The sequence below is a fragment of the Stenotrophomonas sp. LMG 10879 genome (assembly GCF_002750935.1).
In the GTDB taxonomy this organism is placed as follows: Bacteria; Pseudomonadota; Gammaproteobacteria; order Xanthomonadales; family Xanthomonadaceae; genus Stenotrophomonas; species Stenotrophomonas lactitubi_B.
Genome location: NZ_PEJT01000001.1, coordinates 507,503 through 525,971 on the forward strand (window position 1 = coordinate 507,503; position 18,469 = coordinate 525,971).

7 protein-coding genes are annotated in these 18,469 nt (G+C 68.4%); 3 read left to right on the forward strand and 4 right to left on the reverse strand.

Annotated elements, in window-relative coordinates; translation table 11 throughout:
* Positions 1–75 precede the first annotated feature (75 nt).
* From gspH to CR919_RS02170, 3 genes are read left to right on the forward strand one after another with little or no spacing between them, the layout of a single operon-like run.
* Positions 76–522 (forward strand): type II secretion system minor pseudopilin GspH, encoded by a 447-nt coding sequence (gene gspH / locus CR919_RS02160; protein WP_099818638.1) that lies wholly within the window; start codon positions 76–78, stop codon positions 520–522.
* The gene (gene gspI, locus CR919_RS02165) at positions 519–881 is read left to right on the forward strand and encodes a type II secretion system minor pseudopilin GspI (protein WP_099818639.1); all 363 of its coding nucleotides are present in this window, start codon (positions 519–521) and stop codon (positions 879–881) included. Before gspH ends, gspI begins: the two co-directional genes overlap by 4 nt.
* Positions 878–1,492: a prepilin-type N-terminal cleavage/methylation domain-containing protein gene (locus CR919_RS02170; protein ID WP_099818785.1), complete on the forward strand. Its 615-nt coding sequence runs from the start codon at positions 878–880 to the stop codon at positions 1,490–1,492. The genes gspI and CR919_RS02170 overlap by 4 nt, the downstream gene beginning before the upstream one ends.
* A 321-nt stretch (positions 1,493–1,813) precedes the next feature.
* Here CR919_RS02170 and CR919_RS02175 read toward each other — a convergent pair whose 3' ends face one another.
* The 4 genes from CR919_RS02175 to gspE all read right to left on the reverse strand — a co-directional run bounded on the left by CR919_RS02175 (position 1,814) and on the right by gspE (position 18,469).
* Complete coding sequence (locus tag CR919_RS02175; protein WP_099818640.1) at positions 1,814–14,206, reverse strand: filamentous haemagglutinin family protein; 12,393 nt, start codon at positions 14,204–14,206, stop codon at positions 1,814–1,816.
* 201 nt (positions 14,207–14,407) lie between these two features.
* On the reverse strand, positions 14,408–15,598 hold the full coding sequence (locus CR919_RS02180; protein ID WP_099818641.1) for a substrate-binding domain-containing protein: 1,191 nt from the start codon (positions 15,596–15,598) through the stop codon (positions 14,408–14,410).
* Between the two features lie 227 nt (positions 15,599–15,825).
* Complete coding sequence (gspF, locus tag CR919_RS02185) at positions 15,826–17,025, reverse strand: type II secretion system inner membrane protein GspF (RefSeq protein WP_099818642.1); 1,200 nt, start codon at positions 17,023–17,025, stop codon at positions 15,826–15,828.
* Between the two features lie 7 nt (positions 17,026–17,032).
* The gene (gspE, locus tag CR919_RS02190; protein ID WP_099818644.1) at positions 17,033–18,469 is read right to left on the reverse strand and encodes a type II secretion system ATPase GspE; all 1,437 of its coding nucleotides are present in this window, start codon (positions 18,467–18,469) and stop codon (positions 17,033–17,035) included.

Consider the following 18,469-nt stretch of genomic DNA (forward strand, 5'->3'; position numbering starts at 1 on the left):
GCTGTCGCTGACGCTTTTGTTTCATCATCCGCACCTACGCTGGCAGGTATCGGCAAGGACGGGAGGCGATGTCCGATGCAACGCAGGCCACGCGGCTTCACCCTGATTGAACTGATGGTAGTACTGGTCATCATCGGCATCTGCACGGCGGGTATCGGCCTTGGCCTTGGCAGCCTGCTCGACCCTGCGCGGCAGCTGCGCCAGGAATCGGAGCGGTTGGCGCAGCGCCTGCAGGTCGCGCGCGATGAAGCACGCATCGATGGTCGGCCGATCCGCTGGCAGGCCAGCGCAGAAGGCTATCGCTTCAGCCGCCGCGACAGCGAGGGCTGGGTCGAGCTGCGGCGCGATGACCTGCTGCGCCCCCAGCAATGGCAGACCCGCGGCATTGAAGTGCAACCAAAGGCTGCCATCGAGTTGAGCCCCGAATGGATCGGCGTGCCGTGGGAGCTGGCGTTGTCGCTGGACGGCCGTCGACTGCGTCTTCGTGATGATGGCAGCGGACAATTGCAGGTCATGCAGTGAAGCGGACGCAACACGGATTCACGTTGATCGAGGTGCTGATCGCCTTGGCCATCGTGGCCATCGCCTTGGCAGCGGTGATGCGCTCGGTGGCGGTGGCGACCGATGACCAGTCGCGTCTGCGTGACCGTCGGCTGGCCCTGCTGTGCGCGCAGGACCGCTGGCAGGAGCTGCGCCTGGCCGCGCAACCACCCGGCGATGCACGCCTGCTGTGCCTGCAGGGGCGCACCCGTTTCCTGGTGCAGCAGCACCTGGGCAGCGGCGCCGACGGGCAACCGCAGCTGGAGTTGGGCGTGGTGGCCGAAGATGCACCGAAGCAGTCGCTGGCGCGCCTGCAGCTGCCATGGACGGCGGCGCCATGAAACGCGCTGCGCGGGGCTTCACCCTGATCGAAGTGATGATCGCCATCACCATCATGGGCGTGCTGGCGGTGATCTGCTGGCGCGCACTGGACAGCGTGGCCAACACTGACCAGCGCCTGCGCCAGGCCGATGCCGAGACCAGTACGGCGATGCGGGTGCTGCAGCAGTTCCAGCGCGATATCGAGATGCGGGCCGACGATGCGCTGATGAACGGTGCGGTGCGCCCGGCCGATCAACCCGCGCGGCTGCTGCCGCCGTCGTTGACCAGTGAGCGCCACCCCGATGGTGGCTTCACCCTGGAGATCACCCGCAGTGTCGGCAGTGATGGGCTGCAGTGGCAGCGCGTTCGCTGGTGGCGGCAAGGCAGCACGTTGTGGCGTGCCAGCGGTGCGCCGTCCGATCATTATCCGCTGCCTGCGCCTGAGCCGACGCGCGGGCTGCTGGTGGCGCGTGATGTACAGCGCTTCGAGGTGCGCGCATGGCAGCCGGGGGTGGGTTGGGCGATGCTGCCGAGCCAGGGCGAGGTATTGCCGGCGACCGGTCTGGAGTTGCGGTTGGGGTTGCGTGATGGACGCGGGCCGTTGAGTTACCGGCGGGTGTTGGCGCTCTGAGAGGAGCATCCACGCATGGCGTGGATCTACTGAACTGCATCCACGCATGGCGTGGATCTACTGAACTGCATCCACGCATGGCGTGGATCTACTGAACTGCATCCACGCATGGCGTGGATCTACTGCCCCGGTCGCCGGGCGCTGTCCCGCGCCCGGCGACGCCGTGTCGGTGGTCCTCACCGCTGATGGCTGCTCCCTGCCCTCCGTGCCGTCCTGGCTGGGGCCGCCACCGCTCCCTGGCAGCTGGCCCGATCCTCTGTTCTGCGCGTGGTCGGTGCGGACCTTGGTCCGCACCGCTCCTCATCCACGCATGGCGTGGATCTACTGGGTCGGCTGCTTGCCTGCTTCCGCACGTGCCTGCGGGAACTGGAAGGCGCTGTTGACGTCGTAGCCCGTGGCCGCTGCCGTGTTTCCGCGTGCTGGCGGGTCGATGCTGCTGCTGGCACTGCCGAAGCCGAGAATCTGCACGCTGATCACCGACGGCTGGTTGCGCCGCGCATCGTCCTGGCTCTTGCGCATCACGTCCTGTGCGGCCTGGCTGGCGCTGTTGGCCGCAGCGCTGGCCGACGCCAGCGCGTTGACGTTCACCGAGGCCAATACCGGCAGGCCCTTGCTGTCGCCCTGCACCTGGATGTTGGCGGCGTTGAGCACCTGCAATGCGGCCAGGTTGATGTTGCCCGACACGCGGATACCTGCCTCGCCCGCGTCGATGGTGCCCAGCGGCGCGATCAGGTCGACATCGCCCGGCGCCACTTCGGCGATCGGGTTCAGCGTTGCAATGCCCGCGCCGCTTGCCGGTGCCTGTGGCGACAGGATCACGTTGCCCCAGGTGTCGTAGACGCGACGCGGCGGGGTGTACAGCAGCGTGGTCTGCGAGCCACGGCCGGCGTTGATGTCGCCCTGCTCGGACCACGCCAGGATGTCGCCACCAAAGGTGGTCATCACCCGCGACAGGCCCAGCAGCACGCTGTCCTGGCTGAACAGACGGATGTCGCCCTGGCCCTGGGTGACCAGGCCCGCGCTGGCCGGAGGCACCACGCCCTGCACGCCCACCACGATCTGCCCGCCCGGCGCCATCAGCTCGATGTTGCCACCCGCTTCGGTGCGCACACCGGAACCGCCGTACATCACGATATCGCCAGTACGGTTGATGGTTGCGCCATTGGCGTCCTTGTCCGGCATCAGCGTGGCGATCGCTTCGCGCCCGCGCAGGTAGGAACCGAAACGCGGCCCTTCTGCGTTGGTGTACTCACGCCCTCCTTCGCGCAGTTCAGCGTAGTAGACCTGGCGCAGGAAGATGCGCTGCTGCTCCTTCGGCAGCGCATCGAACGCGGCCAGTGCATCCGTACCTTCGGCAGCGGTGCCGAAGCGCTGCTGCAGCCACTGCTTCAGTTCCTTGTCGTAGATCTTCACCGCCTTGCCAGGCTGCGATGCCAGCGACTGTGCCGGGTCGGCCAGGCTGGCCGGGTCGAGATAGCGCGCACGCAGCGCGGCGAAGTCGATCTGCTGGTTGCCGGCGGTCAGGCCGACACTCGCCCCGGGGCGGGTATCGCCCTGCACGATGCCGCCCAGCGTCACGATGCTGCCTACGTCCTCCTGCCGCAGCTGACGACCTGCACTGACCTCCAGATTGCCGGGACCGGCCACCACGGCATCCAGGTGCACTATGTCGCGCCCTGCCTCCACCACCGAAATATCGGTGGCCGTACTGTTCAGGGCGGTCAGCGAAACACCCAGGATGTCGCGCCCGGCGCGCATCTGCACCGCACCGGCCGCCTCGAACAGAGCAAACTGCGTGCGCTGGCTGCCGGAGCGCTCCAAGGTACGCTGCGCGCCCGATTTCAGGCCGATGATGTCGCCGCCCACGGCATAGAAGCGGCTGGGCGATAGCGCACCCGGCAGATTCGACAACGGTGTATTGGGACCGAACGCGAACAGCGGCAATGCCGCCTCCGGCGTCGCCGAATGGCCATCCACCGACAGGTTGTGGTGCGGCCGCGTAAGGCTGCCGCTGCCATCGCCCACCTGGGCCATGAAGGCCGGATCGAACGGCCCCGGCACGCGTGTATCCGCGGCCGAACGTGCGATCTGGGTAGCACCCGGCTGGGCGAAGATGCCGCCGCCGGCCAGTACATCCAGGCGGCCACTGGCCGAGGGTGCCAGCAGCAGTACGTCCTGGGTGTTGTCCTGCATGCTCAAGCGGTCGAAGGTGATGTTGCCCTGCGCGGCAACCGCGCTGAACCGCGAAGGATAGAGCCAGTACTGCAGCAGATCGCGCCCGCCGGCCTGCAGCTGCACCTGCTCAGGCGCGAGGTTGCTGCCGCTGAGATTCAGGGGGCCGGACACGCCCGGCGAAAGATCGCCTCCGGCGCTGAACAGGTCCACGGCGGTGGATGCGGTCCACAGCGAGAACCAGGTGGTGCCTGCGGCGCGGCTGCCGTTGTCCTGGGTCACACCGCTGTAGTTGGCCACCGCTACCCGGCCGGCATCGCCAACACCGCCCAGCACCACATCCCCGCGCGCCTGCAGCGATGCCGTGGCATCGCCCAGCACCAGCACCGGACCGCCCATCGCGCGTGCACTGTCGGCGGCGAACAGGTCGGCCGCACGCTGGCGGCCGAGCGTGCCGTAGTTCTCCAGCGTCACGCCCATGCCACCGATGCGGCCGGCCTCCAGCAGCAGGCTGCCCCGCAGGTTGCTGAAGGTGCCGTTGAGGTCAAGGTCCTGCGCGGCCCTGGCCGTGTTGAGGCTGGAGAACGTGGCGGTCAGCTGCGGATTCAGCACACCGCCGGTGCGCAGGCGCAGATCGCCGCCGCCGGTCAGGTGCAGCTGGCCATCGCTGACCCGGCCGGTCGAGCCGACTGCGGCAACGATCGCACCCGAGTGCGGCGCGGTCATGAACCCCAAGGCATCGCCCATCGCCTCGCGCACACCGGCGTTGCGGCCGGCATCGAGCGTGAGATTGCCGCCACCGAGCGTACCGAAACCGGTGAAACCCACCATCCGCGGCGTGCTGTCTGCGGTGGCCGAGACGTTGGTGTAGGTACCGAAGTTGACCCACCAGCTGGTCGGCACCGGCGTCACCCCGGTGGTGCTGCCGGTACCCTGCCGCCAGAGCCAGTTGCCCACGGCGGCACTGCCATGCAGTGCCATGTCGCGGTCGCTGCTGCCCGATTCGGCGCGCGCGGTCCACACATCGCCGACGATGTCCCGCCCGGCCTCCACGCGCAGGTTGCCACCATGGTCGGGATACCACGCCTGGTAGCCCGCCAGTGCAGCGTCGTAGCTGCCGGGCACCACGTCCTTGCCGAGCAGAGCGCTGTTCCAGGGCGCCGGCGCACGCGGCGAATTGAAGGCCGCATCACGCCCGTTGCCAAGCGAGGTGGGTGTGCCGGCGGTGTAGACGCCGAATCCGGATTTCATCACCACGTCGCCTGCCGCCAGCAGTTCCAGGTCGCCCTTGCCGGTGCGCAGCACGCTCCACGCGGGTGTGCCGGGGCGCTGGCCATAGGTGGTCACCTCGGTCTGCGTGCCTCCGCCGAAGCAATAGGTGGGCGCCGAGCCGCAGAACTCGTCTTCGGTCATGCCGAAGATCGCCGCGAAGTCCTTGGCCGATGTGCCGACGTAGGATTCATCGCCCCAGAAATCCAGCGAGCCCTGTGCGGCCACCTGGCGCGGTGCGGGGCCGCAGTAGCCGTCTGCCAGCGCACAGAACTCCTCTTCGGTGTAGCCGAAGATATCGGCCAGTTCGGCGATCGGTCGACCGGCATAGGAGGTATCGCCCATCCAGTCCAGCGAGGCCTGCTCGGTCAGCACGCGGTCGCCCACGAAAATGATCTCGGTCTTCACCGTGCCCACCGATCCCTGATGGGTATCGGCCAGCACCACGCTGCCGTCACTGCCCCAGCGACGCGTGCGCGGATCGGCAGCGTCGCTGTCCGCGCCGGCCACGGCGGTCAGGTCCCACGACGTCGTGCCTTCCGCCAGCATCGGCGCCAGCGCCCAGTTGCGGCCCTGGTTGCCATTGGCATCGGCAGGTCGCAGCTTCACCGGTGCATCGCCGGCCAGCTCCACCTTGGTCATGGAGGGAATGTATGCGCCCACTTTCAGGTCTACCGCGCGTGCCAGCCGCAACGCGATCGGCAGCACGGCACCGGCCGGCCACTCCTGTGCGGCCATCTGCACGCTGCTGCGCAGACGGAAGCCGCCGCCCAAGCGCGCGCCTGCCTCCAGCTGCAACGGCTGGTCAAGCAGGGTGCCCGCGGCGAAGGTCTGCCCATCACGGGTGGTAACCGCCGCACCGAGCACGGTGCCGGCAGGCAGTCGCAGGCTGTCGGCCAGTGTCATCGCTGCGGGCAGCACGGTACCGGCGGGCAGCACGGTCGATTCCACCGGCACCGCATAGTTCAGCGTGGTGCCCGCCGGGAATTCGGTACCCGGCTGCAGCTGCACGCCATCCACCGGCACCACCAAGCCGCCACCGAACGGTGTGTTGGCGCCGCCGCTGCTGCGACCCTCGATCAGTTCCCAGCCTGCTTCATCCGGGTTGGCGGGCGGTGGTGCGAAGCCATCGTTGATGCTGCCATGGATGTTGATGTTGCCTTCGGCCCGAAGCACCAGCGAGGCCGATTCGCCAAACCCGCGCCGCGCCGCGTCGAGACGGTCGGCGTCGGGACCGTAGCGATAACCGGACAGGTCGATGTCGCCGGAAACTGTCAGGTCGCCGCCGGGGTTGTCCGCACTACGGTGCGCCACCACCTGCACACCCGGACGCAGGCGGTGGCTGCCCAGCGCTGCGGTGCGCTGCTGCAGATCGGCATTGGCCAGCGCCCCGTCCATCCACGTGCGGTTGTCCGGATCGACGATCTGGTCCAGCCACTGCTGGGTGACCACCTGCGGCCGGTTGCCGTGTACATCCACGCTGGAGGCCAGCGGAGCATCGTCATAGCGGCGCACGCCGTTGACCTGGATGTCGGCCGCACCGGTGATGCGCATACCGTTGGCAACGGCAATGGCCGCATCATCAGTACCGATCCGCGGCACGTCGATCTTCAGCGTGCCTCGCGCAGCGCCGTCGTTCTGCCCGGGCTGGCTGCCCACGGCGACGCCGCTGCCCGCACGCAGGTCGATGGCGGCGCCGGCGCCGATGCTGACCTGGCCTGCGGCGCTGCCCAGTTCGACCGTCGCCCGGTTGGGGCTGTCGATGATCTTGCCGTAGCTGTCCACGCGCAGGCCACTGCCATGCGCGTCGAGCGTGCCGTTCACCTGCAGCGCGTCGCGGGCGTACAGGCGGATGCTGCCGACCTGCTCGCCGCTGGCGTCGATGCGCCCGGCCACGGTCAGGCTGCCCTTGTCCACGCTGATGTCGACCCGTCGCGCCTTCACCTCGTCGCCGATCTGCAGATCCCCCTCGCCGATCTGGAAGGTGCGCGCGCCGGTCACGCCGCTGCTGTTCAGCCGCTGGTTCAACCCTGCGAAATCCTGCAGCTGGCGTGCACGCACCACCAGTTCGCCCGCGTCGTAGGGCACCACGGTGCCACCGGCGTCGTAGCGGCCGCTGGCCGCGCCGTCCACACGCCCGGCCAGGTCCGCGCGACCGGCCAGGGCATTGACCGTCAATCGCCCACCGCGGTTGTTGCGCGCCGACACATCGATGCGCGAGGCGGCATCGGTGGTCACCGCGCCACTGTCGCTGGACAGCAGCACATCACCGCCCCAGCTGTATTTGTCCACGTCGAACAGGCTGACCTTGCGACCCGCCAGATCCAGCGCCGCATGCGCACCCACGCCGATGCCCTGGCGCGCACTGGCCGACAGGCGGCCGGAGGCCAGCGCGATCGTGCTGTCCAGCAGGATGCGATCAGCGTCGATGCTGAGCTCACTGCCCAGCGCATCACCGCCAGCCCTGCCGTTGCCCCCGTGCAGGGCGAAACTGCCGCCGGTGCGCAGGGCGAGCTGCGCGCCCGGGTCTGCGGTCAGCAGGGGCGTGCTGATGACCACGCTGCCACCGCTGTACTGCCAGCCCTTGTCGGCCAGGTACTCGCCGCGCTGCTGGTACGCATCCAGCGTTCCCTTCGCCGAGAACACCATCTGTTCCGACGCCCCGAGGTTCAACGCGCTGAAGCCAAGTACCTGACGGTTGGCCGCGACCTCGGAGCTGGGCCTGCTGTACGGCGCACGCCCCAGCGTCAGGGTGCGCGTGACGATATCCAGCTGGCCATCGCCCAGGCGATCCACCATCGGCTCTGCCGGCGGCACGGCCGCGTTGCTGCCCGTGGCCTGCGTGGCCGCCAGCGCACCATCCCACACCAGCGTATCCACCAGGATGCGCGCACGGTCGCTGGCGTTGCCATAGCCGTGGATCGCCTGCGCGCCCAGCACCAGGGTGCGCAGGCTGCCAACGCCGGTGGCGCTGTCGCGCGCATCCAGGTCGACGCTGCCGAACACATTCACCGAATCACGCGCCACCAGGCTCAGCGTGTCCAGCGCGGGTGCGCCGGTAGCCGCGTTGCCACGCAGCAGCTGCTGCAGCACCGTCTGGTTCATGGTCATGCCGGCGGGCAGTGCACCCGCTGCCGCCGCCTGTGCGATGGCTTCGGCGCTGCCGAGGTTCAATGCAGCCATGCTGACGCCCAGCTGGCGCGTGCCGTAGCTGGCCGAATCGCGCAGTTGCAGGGTGCCATCGGTGGCGACGGCGATGCTGCCGTCGGACACCAGCCGCGCTTGTCCCTCGCACGCGTCCTGGCAGCCGCCGATATCGATCGCCACCGGGCCGGCGGCAACGCCGGTGGTGCCGGTGATCAGGTTCAGGCGCTGGTTGGACACCGCCAGCAGGCCGCCCGTGACCTGGTAGGGCAGCGTGTCGACGGCGTCGCCACCGGCGCGTGCGTACGGCAAGGTGTTCACGGTCGCCCCGGCTTCGACCAGAATGCCGGCGCCACCGGCGGCGGCCGCCACCAGGATTTCCGGTGCCTGCAACGTGGCCCCGGAACGGATCGCCACGCTGCGGGCCTGGCCGTTCACCGTCACCTGCGACGCCACCTGGTTGATCTGACCACCGATCACCATGCGCGCCGGCTGGAATGCATTGAGGGCCTGGTCGCTAAAGGTCACGCCTCGGTCGCGCGTTTGCGCAACGCCGTCGGCAGCGATGACCTCCAGCGTGCCGATGGCCGGATTGGCCATCGAAGCCACCAGGGTGCCGCCCCGCCCCTTGTCACTGGCCGCGGCAAACCGCGCGGTACCGGCGAAGTCGATTGCCGCCGCACTCTGGCGTCCGGCGCCCTCACCCAGCGCCAGGGTCAGGCCCAGCGCATCGATGGTCTGCCAGCCGCGCGATTCGCCGCGGCGGTCGGCCGTTGCCTGCACGAAGGCGTTGTAGCTGGTTTCGTTGTAACCCGAATGCCGCCGCACCACCGCCGCCGGTGTCAGCAGCAGGTCGGTCAGCAGCGGCGATTGCACACCGCCCAGACCGCCACGCTGGTGGCCGGACACGCGCCAGGTGCCGGTGCCGGTCGGCAGCGGCTGCGAAACGCCGGACGCACCGGTCGCGCCAAGCTCGACACGGAACGCACCGGGCTGCAGCGCGAAGTTGGCCGGCAGCAGCGTGTAGGTGCCCGCCGGCAACCCGGGAACACCCGCCGGCACGGTGACCTGCTGACCGATGCCGGGCGCGGCGAAGCCGTCGGTGCTGGTGGGCGCGAATGCGCCCGTATAGCCGGGCACGATGGCATACACCGGGTTGCCCGAGGCACTGAACGCGTAGCGGGGGTTGGCATCGGCCAACGCGGTGCGCAGCACGTCCACCGAACCACCCCGACCGGAGATGAATGCTGCGCCGGTCAGGTCGCCGCCACCGGACATGTCCAGCAGCGCGCCCGGGCTCACGTTCACCTGGTTGGCTTTGAGGGTGACGCCCATCGAGGTGATGCCACCGGCGGTCAAGGAATCCACGCTGCGGCTGCCGATGCGCCAGTTGACCCCATCGGCGGTACCGCCATAGGGCAGCGCCAGGCCGGCACCGCTGGTGGAGGTGATGCTGCCGGGCAGCAGTTCCACCCGGCCGCCGGCCGTACCGCCCATGGCCAGACCACCCAGCTGCAGGGTTCCCATCGGCGCCCACACCACACCGCCCTGCTGCACGGTAGCGGCCACCAGTCGCAGCGAGCCGAACGCCGATGCGGGGACACCCGCTGCCGTGCCGTTACCCTGGATGCGCAGCACCGCATCCGGGTTCGCCCAGTAGTCGACGGTGTCCACGGTCTGCGCCGATGCACCCGCCACCACCCGGCCCACCGCCCCGGACGTCGGATACAGGCGCGCCGCGGTCAGGTCGATCGAGCCCGGTGCCAGCAGCGAACTGACCGCCGCGTTGCTGGCGATGCTGGAAAGAAGGCGCACATCGCTGCGGCTGTTCAACGAGAGATGGTCGAAACTGGGCAGCCAGGTGACATCGCGAAGATCGATGAGATCGCCATTGACCGCCAGCGCATGATCGCCCGCAGTCGCTGACACCGCACCCTGGGTGAACTGCAGGCTCTCGCCCGACAACTGCTTCCAGCGCGCCTGCGCCAGGCGCACATACGGTGCCGACAGCGAGATCGCGCTGGGCGTGCTTGCGCTTGCGCTTGCGCCTGCGGCCACGCCCAGACTGGACTGCCCCTGCCCATAGATGCGCAGGGACTCGGCCATACGCAGGTCGACATTGCCGAGCGTGCGGAGGTCGCCGAAGACCGAGAGATTGTCGAATCCGCCGGCCTGGATCTGCTGCACCGACAGTGTGGCATGCCCATAGTCCAGCCGCGCTGGCAACGACGTCTCGGCCGCGGTCTGCTGGCTGAGCGTGATCGCCCGTTCGCGCAGCACCTCCTCGGTTGCTCCGCGTGCATGCACGCTGCCGCCAAAGGCGAGGCCCAGCGTGCCACCACGCGCCCCACTGCCACCGGCCGCCGCATCCATCGCCCCTTGCAGGTACAGCGCATTGGCCGAACGCAGCACTATCTGGCCGCCGTCGCTGTCGACCCGGGTACGGCCCTGTCCATCAATATCCAGCTCGGCCGAGGCACCGCGCGCGTCAAGGCGTGCACCGCGTTCGACTACGACGAAGGCTTCCGGCGGCCGGTTGTCGACGAAGGCCGACGTCTCCCAGTCGAGCGCGCCACCGATCTCGATGCGCCCGCCCGTCCGCACCTGGCCGCGCAGCCGGCCAGCAGCATCGACCATCGAAACCGAATCGGCGCTGGCGTCCAGTACCGCCAGGTCACCGATCCGCCAGGTACGCTCGCTGCGCTGGCTGGCGTACAGCGCCGTGTCCGGGCGCACATCGTCGATGCTGATGCGGCCGCCGCGTGCCTGCAGCGTGCCCTCCACGTCGATGTTGCCCGCGCCCAGCAGCGAGATCGCCTGGCCTGGATCCACGGCGATACGCGCGTCGCGTCCCACGCGCAGGTCACCGCCCACGCTGTTGCGGTCCGAACGCAGGGTGATGCTGGCGCCGCTGCGCTGGCGGATGCGCCCGTTCTGCGGATCAGCCGCGTACAACGGCGCCGACCATGCCTGCAGCGCACTCGTCCGATCCTGCGCCGTGCGCGCGTCTTCGGCCAGGCGCAGACCCGGCGTCTGCACGACCAGCTCGGTGCCGTCGGCGATATCCAGGCCCTGATGGGCGTTGATGTCGTACTGCGCGAAGCCACTGCCGAACAGCGCCGTGTCCAGCTGCAGTGCGCTCGCGTCCTGCAGGGCTGTGCCGACCGCAACCTTGCCGCCGGTGCCCAGCGCGAACGTGCCACCGCCCTCGCCACGGCCGCTGAAATAGCTGCTTTCGCCCAATCGCACGCGACCACTGCCATCTGTCGCCACCTCGGCAGTGTTGGCCTGCAGGTTTACGCTCCCGCCCTTGCCGATGCGGCCTTTCCCTTGCATGTCCAGCGCAGCACCGGCGTCGACATCGACAGCCACCTGTCGGCCCACCGTCACGTCATGGCTGCTCTGCAGGCGCAGGCTGCCACCCTCGGTCCACGCCGCGCCGCTGTCCAGCCCGATGCCACGCGCCGAATTGCTCCAGCCACCGGCCAGATCAATCCGGGTACCGTCGGCAATGGCAACGTCGGCGCGGCCGTTGCGCAGCAGCGCCGTCGGCCGGCCCAGCACATCCAGCAGATTGCCCGCGTGCAGCCGGCCACCCACGATGTGGATGTCAGCGGCCAGGTTGACGGTGCTGCCGATCAGGTTGAGTGCGCCGCCAGCCTGCAGCGTCAGCGGCGCATCGACGGAGGCGCGGCCGGCAGTAGCCAGGTCGATGGCACCCCACTGCTGCGCGTTGAGCAGCCCGGCATCAAGCCACACGGTGTCGCGCCGCTCGCTGCCGATCGGCGACTGCAGCGTCAGGCCGGGGATCGCTGTACCGCCCTGCACGCGCACATCTGTATCGAACGCGCCATTGCGGCCCAGGCCGTCATAGCGCCCCAGATACAGCCCGGCGTTCCGCGCCACCGCCGTCTGCGCCTGCGCATAGCCTTCCAACGCAGCATCGGGCCGTCGCCCCTGCTGCGCGCCCTGGAAGGTGGTGGTCTCCACCTGGCCGTCCAGCACTGCGGTCGGCGCGGACACTACAAGGCGCCCGGCATCGCGGCCGACGGTGTAGCCGTTGTCAGTCCGCTGCGCAGCGAAAACGATGGGGTTGCGGAACGCCTCGGTGACACCCCAGCGCTCCTGCTTTACCTCGTAGCCCTTGTACAGACCATCGAACAGCATCTCCGCCGGCGCGTCGTCCAGCCGGTATACCTGCCCGTCGACACCGCGCAACCAACTCTGCTGTATCGCCCCGCTCTGCACGTCCAGGCTGCCGCCCGCCAGATTGATCCGCGAGCCTGCGCCGGTGACCACCTCGCTGCCGCCCAGCAGTACCGTGCCGCCCTGCGCCGCCCATTCGCTGATCGAGTGGCCCTGGTTGTCCAGATAGCCGCCCACTTCCAGCAACCCGCCGGCGGCATACCAGCGATCGCCCTCGTAGCCGCCAGTGCCGGCCGGCACGTGGATCAGCTGCCGACGGTCGATCCAGACTTCGCTGCTGGTCAGCTTGCCGCTGTCGCGGTTGTCGGGCGAATCGCGCAGTTCATTGCCCTGCACCTTGACCTGTACGTTGTTGCTTTCCATCGCCACCTTTACACCCACCGCGCCGGAGACATCCACACGCGCGGCGTTGTCCAGGTGGCTGCGACGACCGGCATCGGCAATCACCTGGCCGCCGGTGGCCACCGTCAGCGAGTTGCCCTGGAAATGGATGTCGCCCCCGGAAACGATCTCCACCCGCGACTGGTCGCGTCGATCGCTGTGCAGGGACAGATTGTCGAAGGTCGTCGTCCGCGACGCTGCACGAAGCGCATCCTGTTCGGCCGACTCCTTCAGCAGTGCATCGCGCTGGGTATCCAGTGCGCTGGCCTTGCCATCGTCTTCGATCAGCACCGCCGTGGTCGAGCCTTCGGCCAGGGTGACCCTGGCCCGGGCGTCACTGGCCGAGGCCAGCAGGTGCACGGTGCCGCGCTGGCCCAGCGTGGTGCTGGCCACGGCCACACCGGCCTGCTCGACGCTGCGCCCGGCCAGGGTGATGTCGCCCTCGCGGGCCAGCAGCAGGCCGGTGTTGCGGACGCTGCCGGCGCTACTGTCGGTGAGCAGGCGCGGCGCGATCTCGTTGCCGCGTGTGGTCGAAGCGGTATTGGCCGCCGTACCCACGCCGCGACGGATCACGAAGCTGTCGCCGGCCGCCATCTGGGCCTGGCCTTTGCGCGTCTCGATCTGGCCCGCGTTCTCCACACTGTGGCCGGCCAGCAGCACATAGCCGCCGCCACGCGTTGCGCTGGTAGGTTCATGCGTGGTGATGCGCGCGCCCCGTTCAACCATGACCTTGCCCACGGCATCGGTGAGGGCCGAGGTGTTCGCGTCGGCACTGTACAGGCCGTTGTCACGGAACTGCGCGTCGCTGATGCGTGCTGCAGCAGCAACCAGATTGCGGACGTTGACCTGGCTGTTGTTGCCGAACACCACGCCGTTGCGGTTGGCCACGAACACCGTGCCGTTGGCCTTCAGCTGGCCAAGGATCTGGCTGGGCCGCGCGTCCGGATCATTCACCCGGTTCAGCACCGCCCAGTCGGGGTTCTGCAGGAAGTTGAGGATGGTGTTGCCACCGATGTTGAAGGATTCCCAGTTCAGGATCGCCTGGTCAGCGGTCTGCTCGATGCTGACCTGTACGCGGCCATCGCTGCCCTGCGACTGGATCGCCTCGCGCGCATTCACCCAGCCGCGCGTCAGGGGGTTCTCATCGACCTTCAGTCCATCCTTGCCCAACCCATCGGCCACCACGAAGCCGGCCTCGCGACGCGACTGCCGGGCCTGTTCCTGCATGCGTTGCTGCAGAGCGATCGCCTGCGCCGCGGTACCAAGGTTGTCGATCGACTGCTGCAGCTTCTGCCGCGCGGCGTCCTGCTGCTGCGCGGGCAACTGGAACTGGATGGGCACGCCATTGGGCATGCGACCGCTCTGTGCGGCCGCGCCCTGCGCCGCGCCGCGGTCGGCGAACCAACCCGGACTGAACGCCTGTTGCGCGTGGCTGGCGGGGGCAGCCAGGGTTCCCAACGCCACCGCGATGGCCCAGGCCATCGGGTGGTTGCGGCGCATCGGCGCAGCCGAATGAACAGCGGACGTGTGCGGGAGCGACATCGGAACCTCATCAACCTGGTGGGCCGCAACTGCGGCAGCGATCGGGAGGCACGCGCAACGCATGCCCTGCCACTGATAGACGGTTCACGTGACATGAAGCCGACAGCAATGCACTGCACTGGCCCGTACCGCCGCCGGAAACGGAGACGCCGGCCCAAAGGGCCGGCGTCGGGTAACGCAGATTTCAACTACCGGACGCGATTACAGCGGACGGCCGATGCCGGCGCAGGTGCTCGGGTTGTTCAGGCCAGCGGCGTTGCCGGCGAGCACGAAGCGGTTGCGGATCGCGTCGCGCCACACCTTGGTCAGCGGGATGAAACCGTGGTCGGTGATCGCCTTGGCATGGGCCACCAGCGCCGGGGTGGCGGTGTAGTCAGTGGCGTAGTGGCGCATCAGGAAGCCACGCAGGCTGTTGGCGACGGTCGAATCCTTGTAGCACTGGCCGATGACCAGGTTGGTGTAGCCGGCGATCGGATAGCCAGCCGACGGATTGCCGAACACCGGCACCCAGTTGGCCGGATTTTCGGCAGCAGTGCCGGTCGGCGGAGCGACGGTTTCCAGGGTGGCCTGCACGCTCACCTGGTCCGGCGAGAAGCCCTTGACCTTGGCAACCTTGGTGGCATCGGTCAGGCTCGGGATCACGTCCGGACCGACATAGCCGATGCGGCCGGCCTGCGCGTACACGGCGTTGTACAGCGCGGTGCCGCCGGTGGCCGGCGCGGCCACCAGGAAGGCCGGCAGGTTGTTGTTGGCATCACGCTTGTACAGATCGGCGAAGGTCGACTTGATGGCGAACTTGCCATCGACCAGGTTCGAGGTGGCGGCAACTTCCGGCGCACAGGCGGCGGTCAGGAAGCGGGTGAACATTTCGCTGGTGCCGCTGCTTTCCGGACGGTAGACCACCTGGATCGGGCCACTGCGGTTGGCATCGATGGTCGACCAGTCAGTGATCGCACCGGAGAACACGCCGCAGATCTGCGCCACGCTCAGGTCAACCGCCGAACCGGCCTTGTTGAACGGAATGGTCACCGAGGTAGCCACCGACGGCACCTGGATCAGGTTGCCATAGCGGTTGGCATTGCTGGCCTGGTTGTAGGTGGCGGTGTAGGTGCTCAGTTCGGTCGAGCTCAGCACCGAATCGCTACCGGCAAAGTGCACGGTGCCGGTGGTCGAAAACAGCTGAGAATCATTCTGCAGGAAGGCCTTCTTGCCGGTGCCCGAGCCGGTCACGGCGTAGCTGAAGTTGCTCGGCAGGATGCTGTCAGCCTGACCCTTGTAGAGCTCGGCCGGCAGCGAGGCGCCGCCACCGGTAACGGTCTGGGCCGAAGCGGCACCGGCAGTGGCGAGCAGCGCGGTAGCAACCAGCGCGGCCAGGGTCTTGTACTTGTTCATGATCTTCTCCTGAAGGGTTTACTGCGAAGGTGAAACACCAAGGGAGGAACGGTCACTACACGCCTGCTGCCGCCGAGGGCCTCCCAGCCCACTCTGCGGCGACAGGGTCATGCTGGTCGTTGCCGATGACAGGCCGCTTAAGAAACCTGTGGAAGATCTGAAAAAGGTGTGGAGGATTGTGTGGAGAATCCGGACGTCGTTGGATCCACGCCACGCGTGTATGCACGTCATTGCACCAGCTGGTTCATTTCCATGATCGGCATCAGCACGGCCAGCACGATGGTCAGCACCACCCCGCCCATCACCAGGATCATCGTGGGCTCCAGCAATGCCGTGAGTGCCATCGCGCGGCGTTCGATCTCGCGCGAGATGGTCTGTGCAGCGCGGTCGAGCAACGGTGCCAAAGAACCGGTCTTCTCGCCACTGGCCACCAGGTGCACCAGGATCGGCGGATACACCTTCTGCACCTTCAGCGCAGCGCCAAGCGACGTACCTTCGCGCACGCGTGCGGCCACATCATCGGCACAGCGCGCCAGCAGCGCGTTGCCCAGTGTCTGTCGTGCGGCGTCCAGTGCACGCAGCAGGGGCACACCGGCATCCAGCAGGATTGCCAGTGTCGATGCAAAGCGAGCACTGTTCACGCCCAGCACGAAACGACCCACCATCGGGACGCGCAACAGCAGGCTGTCCCAGCGCAGGCGCAGATCCGGCCGCCGCAGTGCCAGCCGCCAGCCGACCACGAGTGCGCCGATGCCTATCCCCGTCCATACGCCCCACGCGCGTACGAAAGCACTGGCCGCCAGCATCACCTGGGTCAGCATCGGCAGCGTCTGCCGTGCCTGCACGAACGCGGTCACTACCTGCGGCACCACGTAGCTGAGCAGGAAGATCACGATCGCCACCGACACCAGGCTGATCGCCGCCGGGTAGATGAACGCCGTCAGCACCTTCGCCTGCAGCGCGTTGCGCTCTTCGATGTAGTCGGCCAGGCGTTCCATCACCCGCGCCAGATCGCCGGAATCCTCGCCGGCACCCACCAGGGCACGATAGATCGCGGGAAAGTCGCGCGGCCGCGCCGCCAACGCCACGGTCAACCGCTGGCCCGCGCGCACATCGGCACGCACTGCGGTGAGCGCCTGCGCAACGTGCGGGCGTTCGGCCTGTTCGATCACCGCGCTCAATGCGCTTTCCAGCGGCAGGCTGGCGGCCAGCAGGCTGGCCAGTTGCCGTGTGCCCCAGGCCAGTTCGCTGGCCGACAGTCTGCGCGCGCCCCAGCCGCTGCCGGCAGTGCGTGCGGCTGATACCTGTACCGGTGTCAGCCCACGCCCACGCAGTTGCTGGCGCACACCGCGCGCGGTATCGGCGTCCAGCTGTCCCTTCTCGATGCGCCCCTGTGCATTGGCGGCCTGGTAATCGAACAGTGCCATGCGCGCCTCAGTCGTCGCCGGTCACACGCAGGATCTCCTCCAGCGTGGTCACCCCGCTGTCGACCCAGCGCTGCCCGTCCTGGCGCAGGGTGCGCATGCCGGCACGCCGCGCCGCCTCGCGCAGCGCGGGTTCGCCCTGCCCTTCATGGATCAACGCGCGCACGCGCTCATCCACCATGAACAGTTCATGGATGCCGGTGCGCCCACGGTAGCCGCTGTTCGCGCAGGCCGAGCAGCCTACGGCCCGCCACACGGTGCGCCCCTCTGCATCGAGTTCGGCACGCCGACACTGCAGGCACAGCCTGCGCACCAGCCGCTGCGCCAGCACGCCACGCAGCGATGAGGCCAGCAGGAACGGCTCCACGCCCATGTCGGCCAGTCGGGTCACCGCCGAGATCGCATCGTTGGTATGCAGCGATGCCAGCACGCCGTGACCGGTCAACGACGACTGCACCGCGATCTGCGCCGTTTCCAGGTCACGGATCTCACCGATCATGATGGTGTCCGGATCCTGGCGCAGGATCGCGCGCAATGCCGTGCCGAAGCTCATGCCGATGCGCGCGTTGACCTGGATCTGGCCGATGCCGGCGAAGTCGTACTCCACCGGGTCCTCCACGGTGAGGATGTTGCTGGTGCTGCTGTCGAGCTGCCCCAGTGCCGCATACAGCGAGGTGGTCTTGCCACTGCCGGTCGGCCCGGTCACCAGCACGATGCCATGCGGCTGGCGGATCAACCCGGTGAAGGTGGCCAGCGTATCGTCGGCCATGCCCAACCGCTGCAGCTGCAGTCGCCCGGCGTCCTTTTCCAGCAGGCGCAGCACTGCGCGCTCGCCATGTCCGGTCGGCACCGTGGACACACGGATGTCCAGCGGTCTGCCCCCCACGCGGATGGCGATGCGCCCGTCCTGCGGCAGGCGCTTCTCGGCGATATCCAGGTGGGCCATGATCTTGATGCGCGAGACCAGCGCCGCATGCAGCGCACGCCGTGGCTGCACCATGTCACGCAGGGTGCCATCGACGCGGTAGCGCACCACCGAATGGGTTTCGAAGGGTTCGATGTGCAGGTCGCTGGCGCCATCGCGCGCGGCCTGTGCCAGCAGCGCGTTGATCATGCGGATCACCGGCGCATCGTCCTGCGCATCCAGCAGATCGGTCACCTCGGGCATGTCCTGCATCAGCCGGTCGAGATCGACTTCGCTTTCGGCCGCGCCGACCACCGCAGCAGCGTCGCCACCGTCACGATACTGCTCGCCCAGGCGCTGCTGCCAGGCTGCCCCTTCCAGTATCTGGAACGGCAGCGGCCCGTGCCGGCGGCGCAGCTCGGCCACCGCCCAGGCGGCGGTCTCAGTGGTCCCCAGCAGTACCGGCGCGCCCCCTGCTTCGGCCAGCATCACCCCGTGGCTTCGCACCCAGGCATACGGCAGCAGTGGCAACGGCACGGGCAT

Coding starts and splice junctions, on each gene's coding strand:
- gspH (WP_099818638.1), top strand. CDS start 76: ATGCAACGCAGGCCACGCGGCTTCACCCTGATTGAACTGATGGTAGTA.
- CR919_RS02170 (WP_099818785.1), top strand. CDS start 878: ATGAAACGCGCTGCGCGGGGCTTCACCCTGATCGAAGTGATGATCGCC.
- CR919_RS02175 (WP_099818640.1), bottom strand. CDS start 14,206: ATGTCGCTCCCGCACACGTCCGCTGTTCATTCGGCTGCGCCGATGCGC.
- CR919_RS02180 (WP_099818641.1), bottom strand. CDS start 15,598: ATGAACAAGTACAAGACCCTGGCCGCGCTGGTTGCTACCGCGCTGCTC.
- gspF (WP_099818642.1), bottom strand. CDS start 17,025: ATGGCACTGTTCGATTACCAGGCCGCCAATGCACAGGGGCGCATCGAG.
- gspE (WP_099818644.1), bottom strand. CDS start 18,469: ATGCCCGTGCCGTTGCCACTGCTGCCGTATGCCTGGGTGCGAAGCCAC.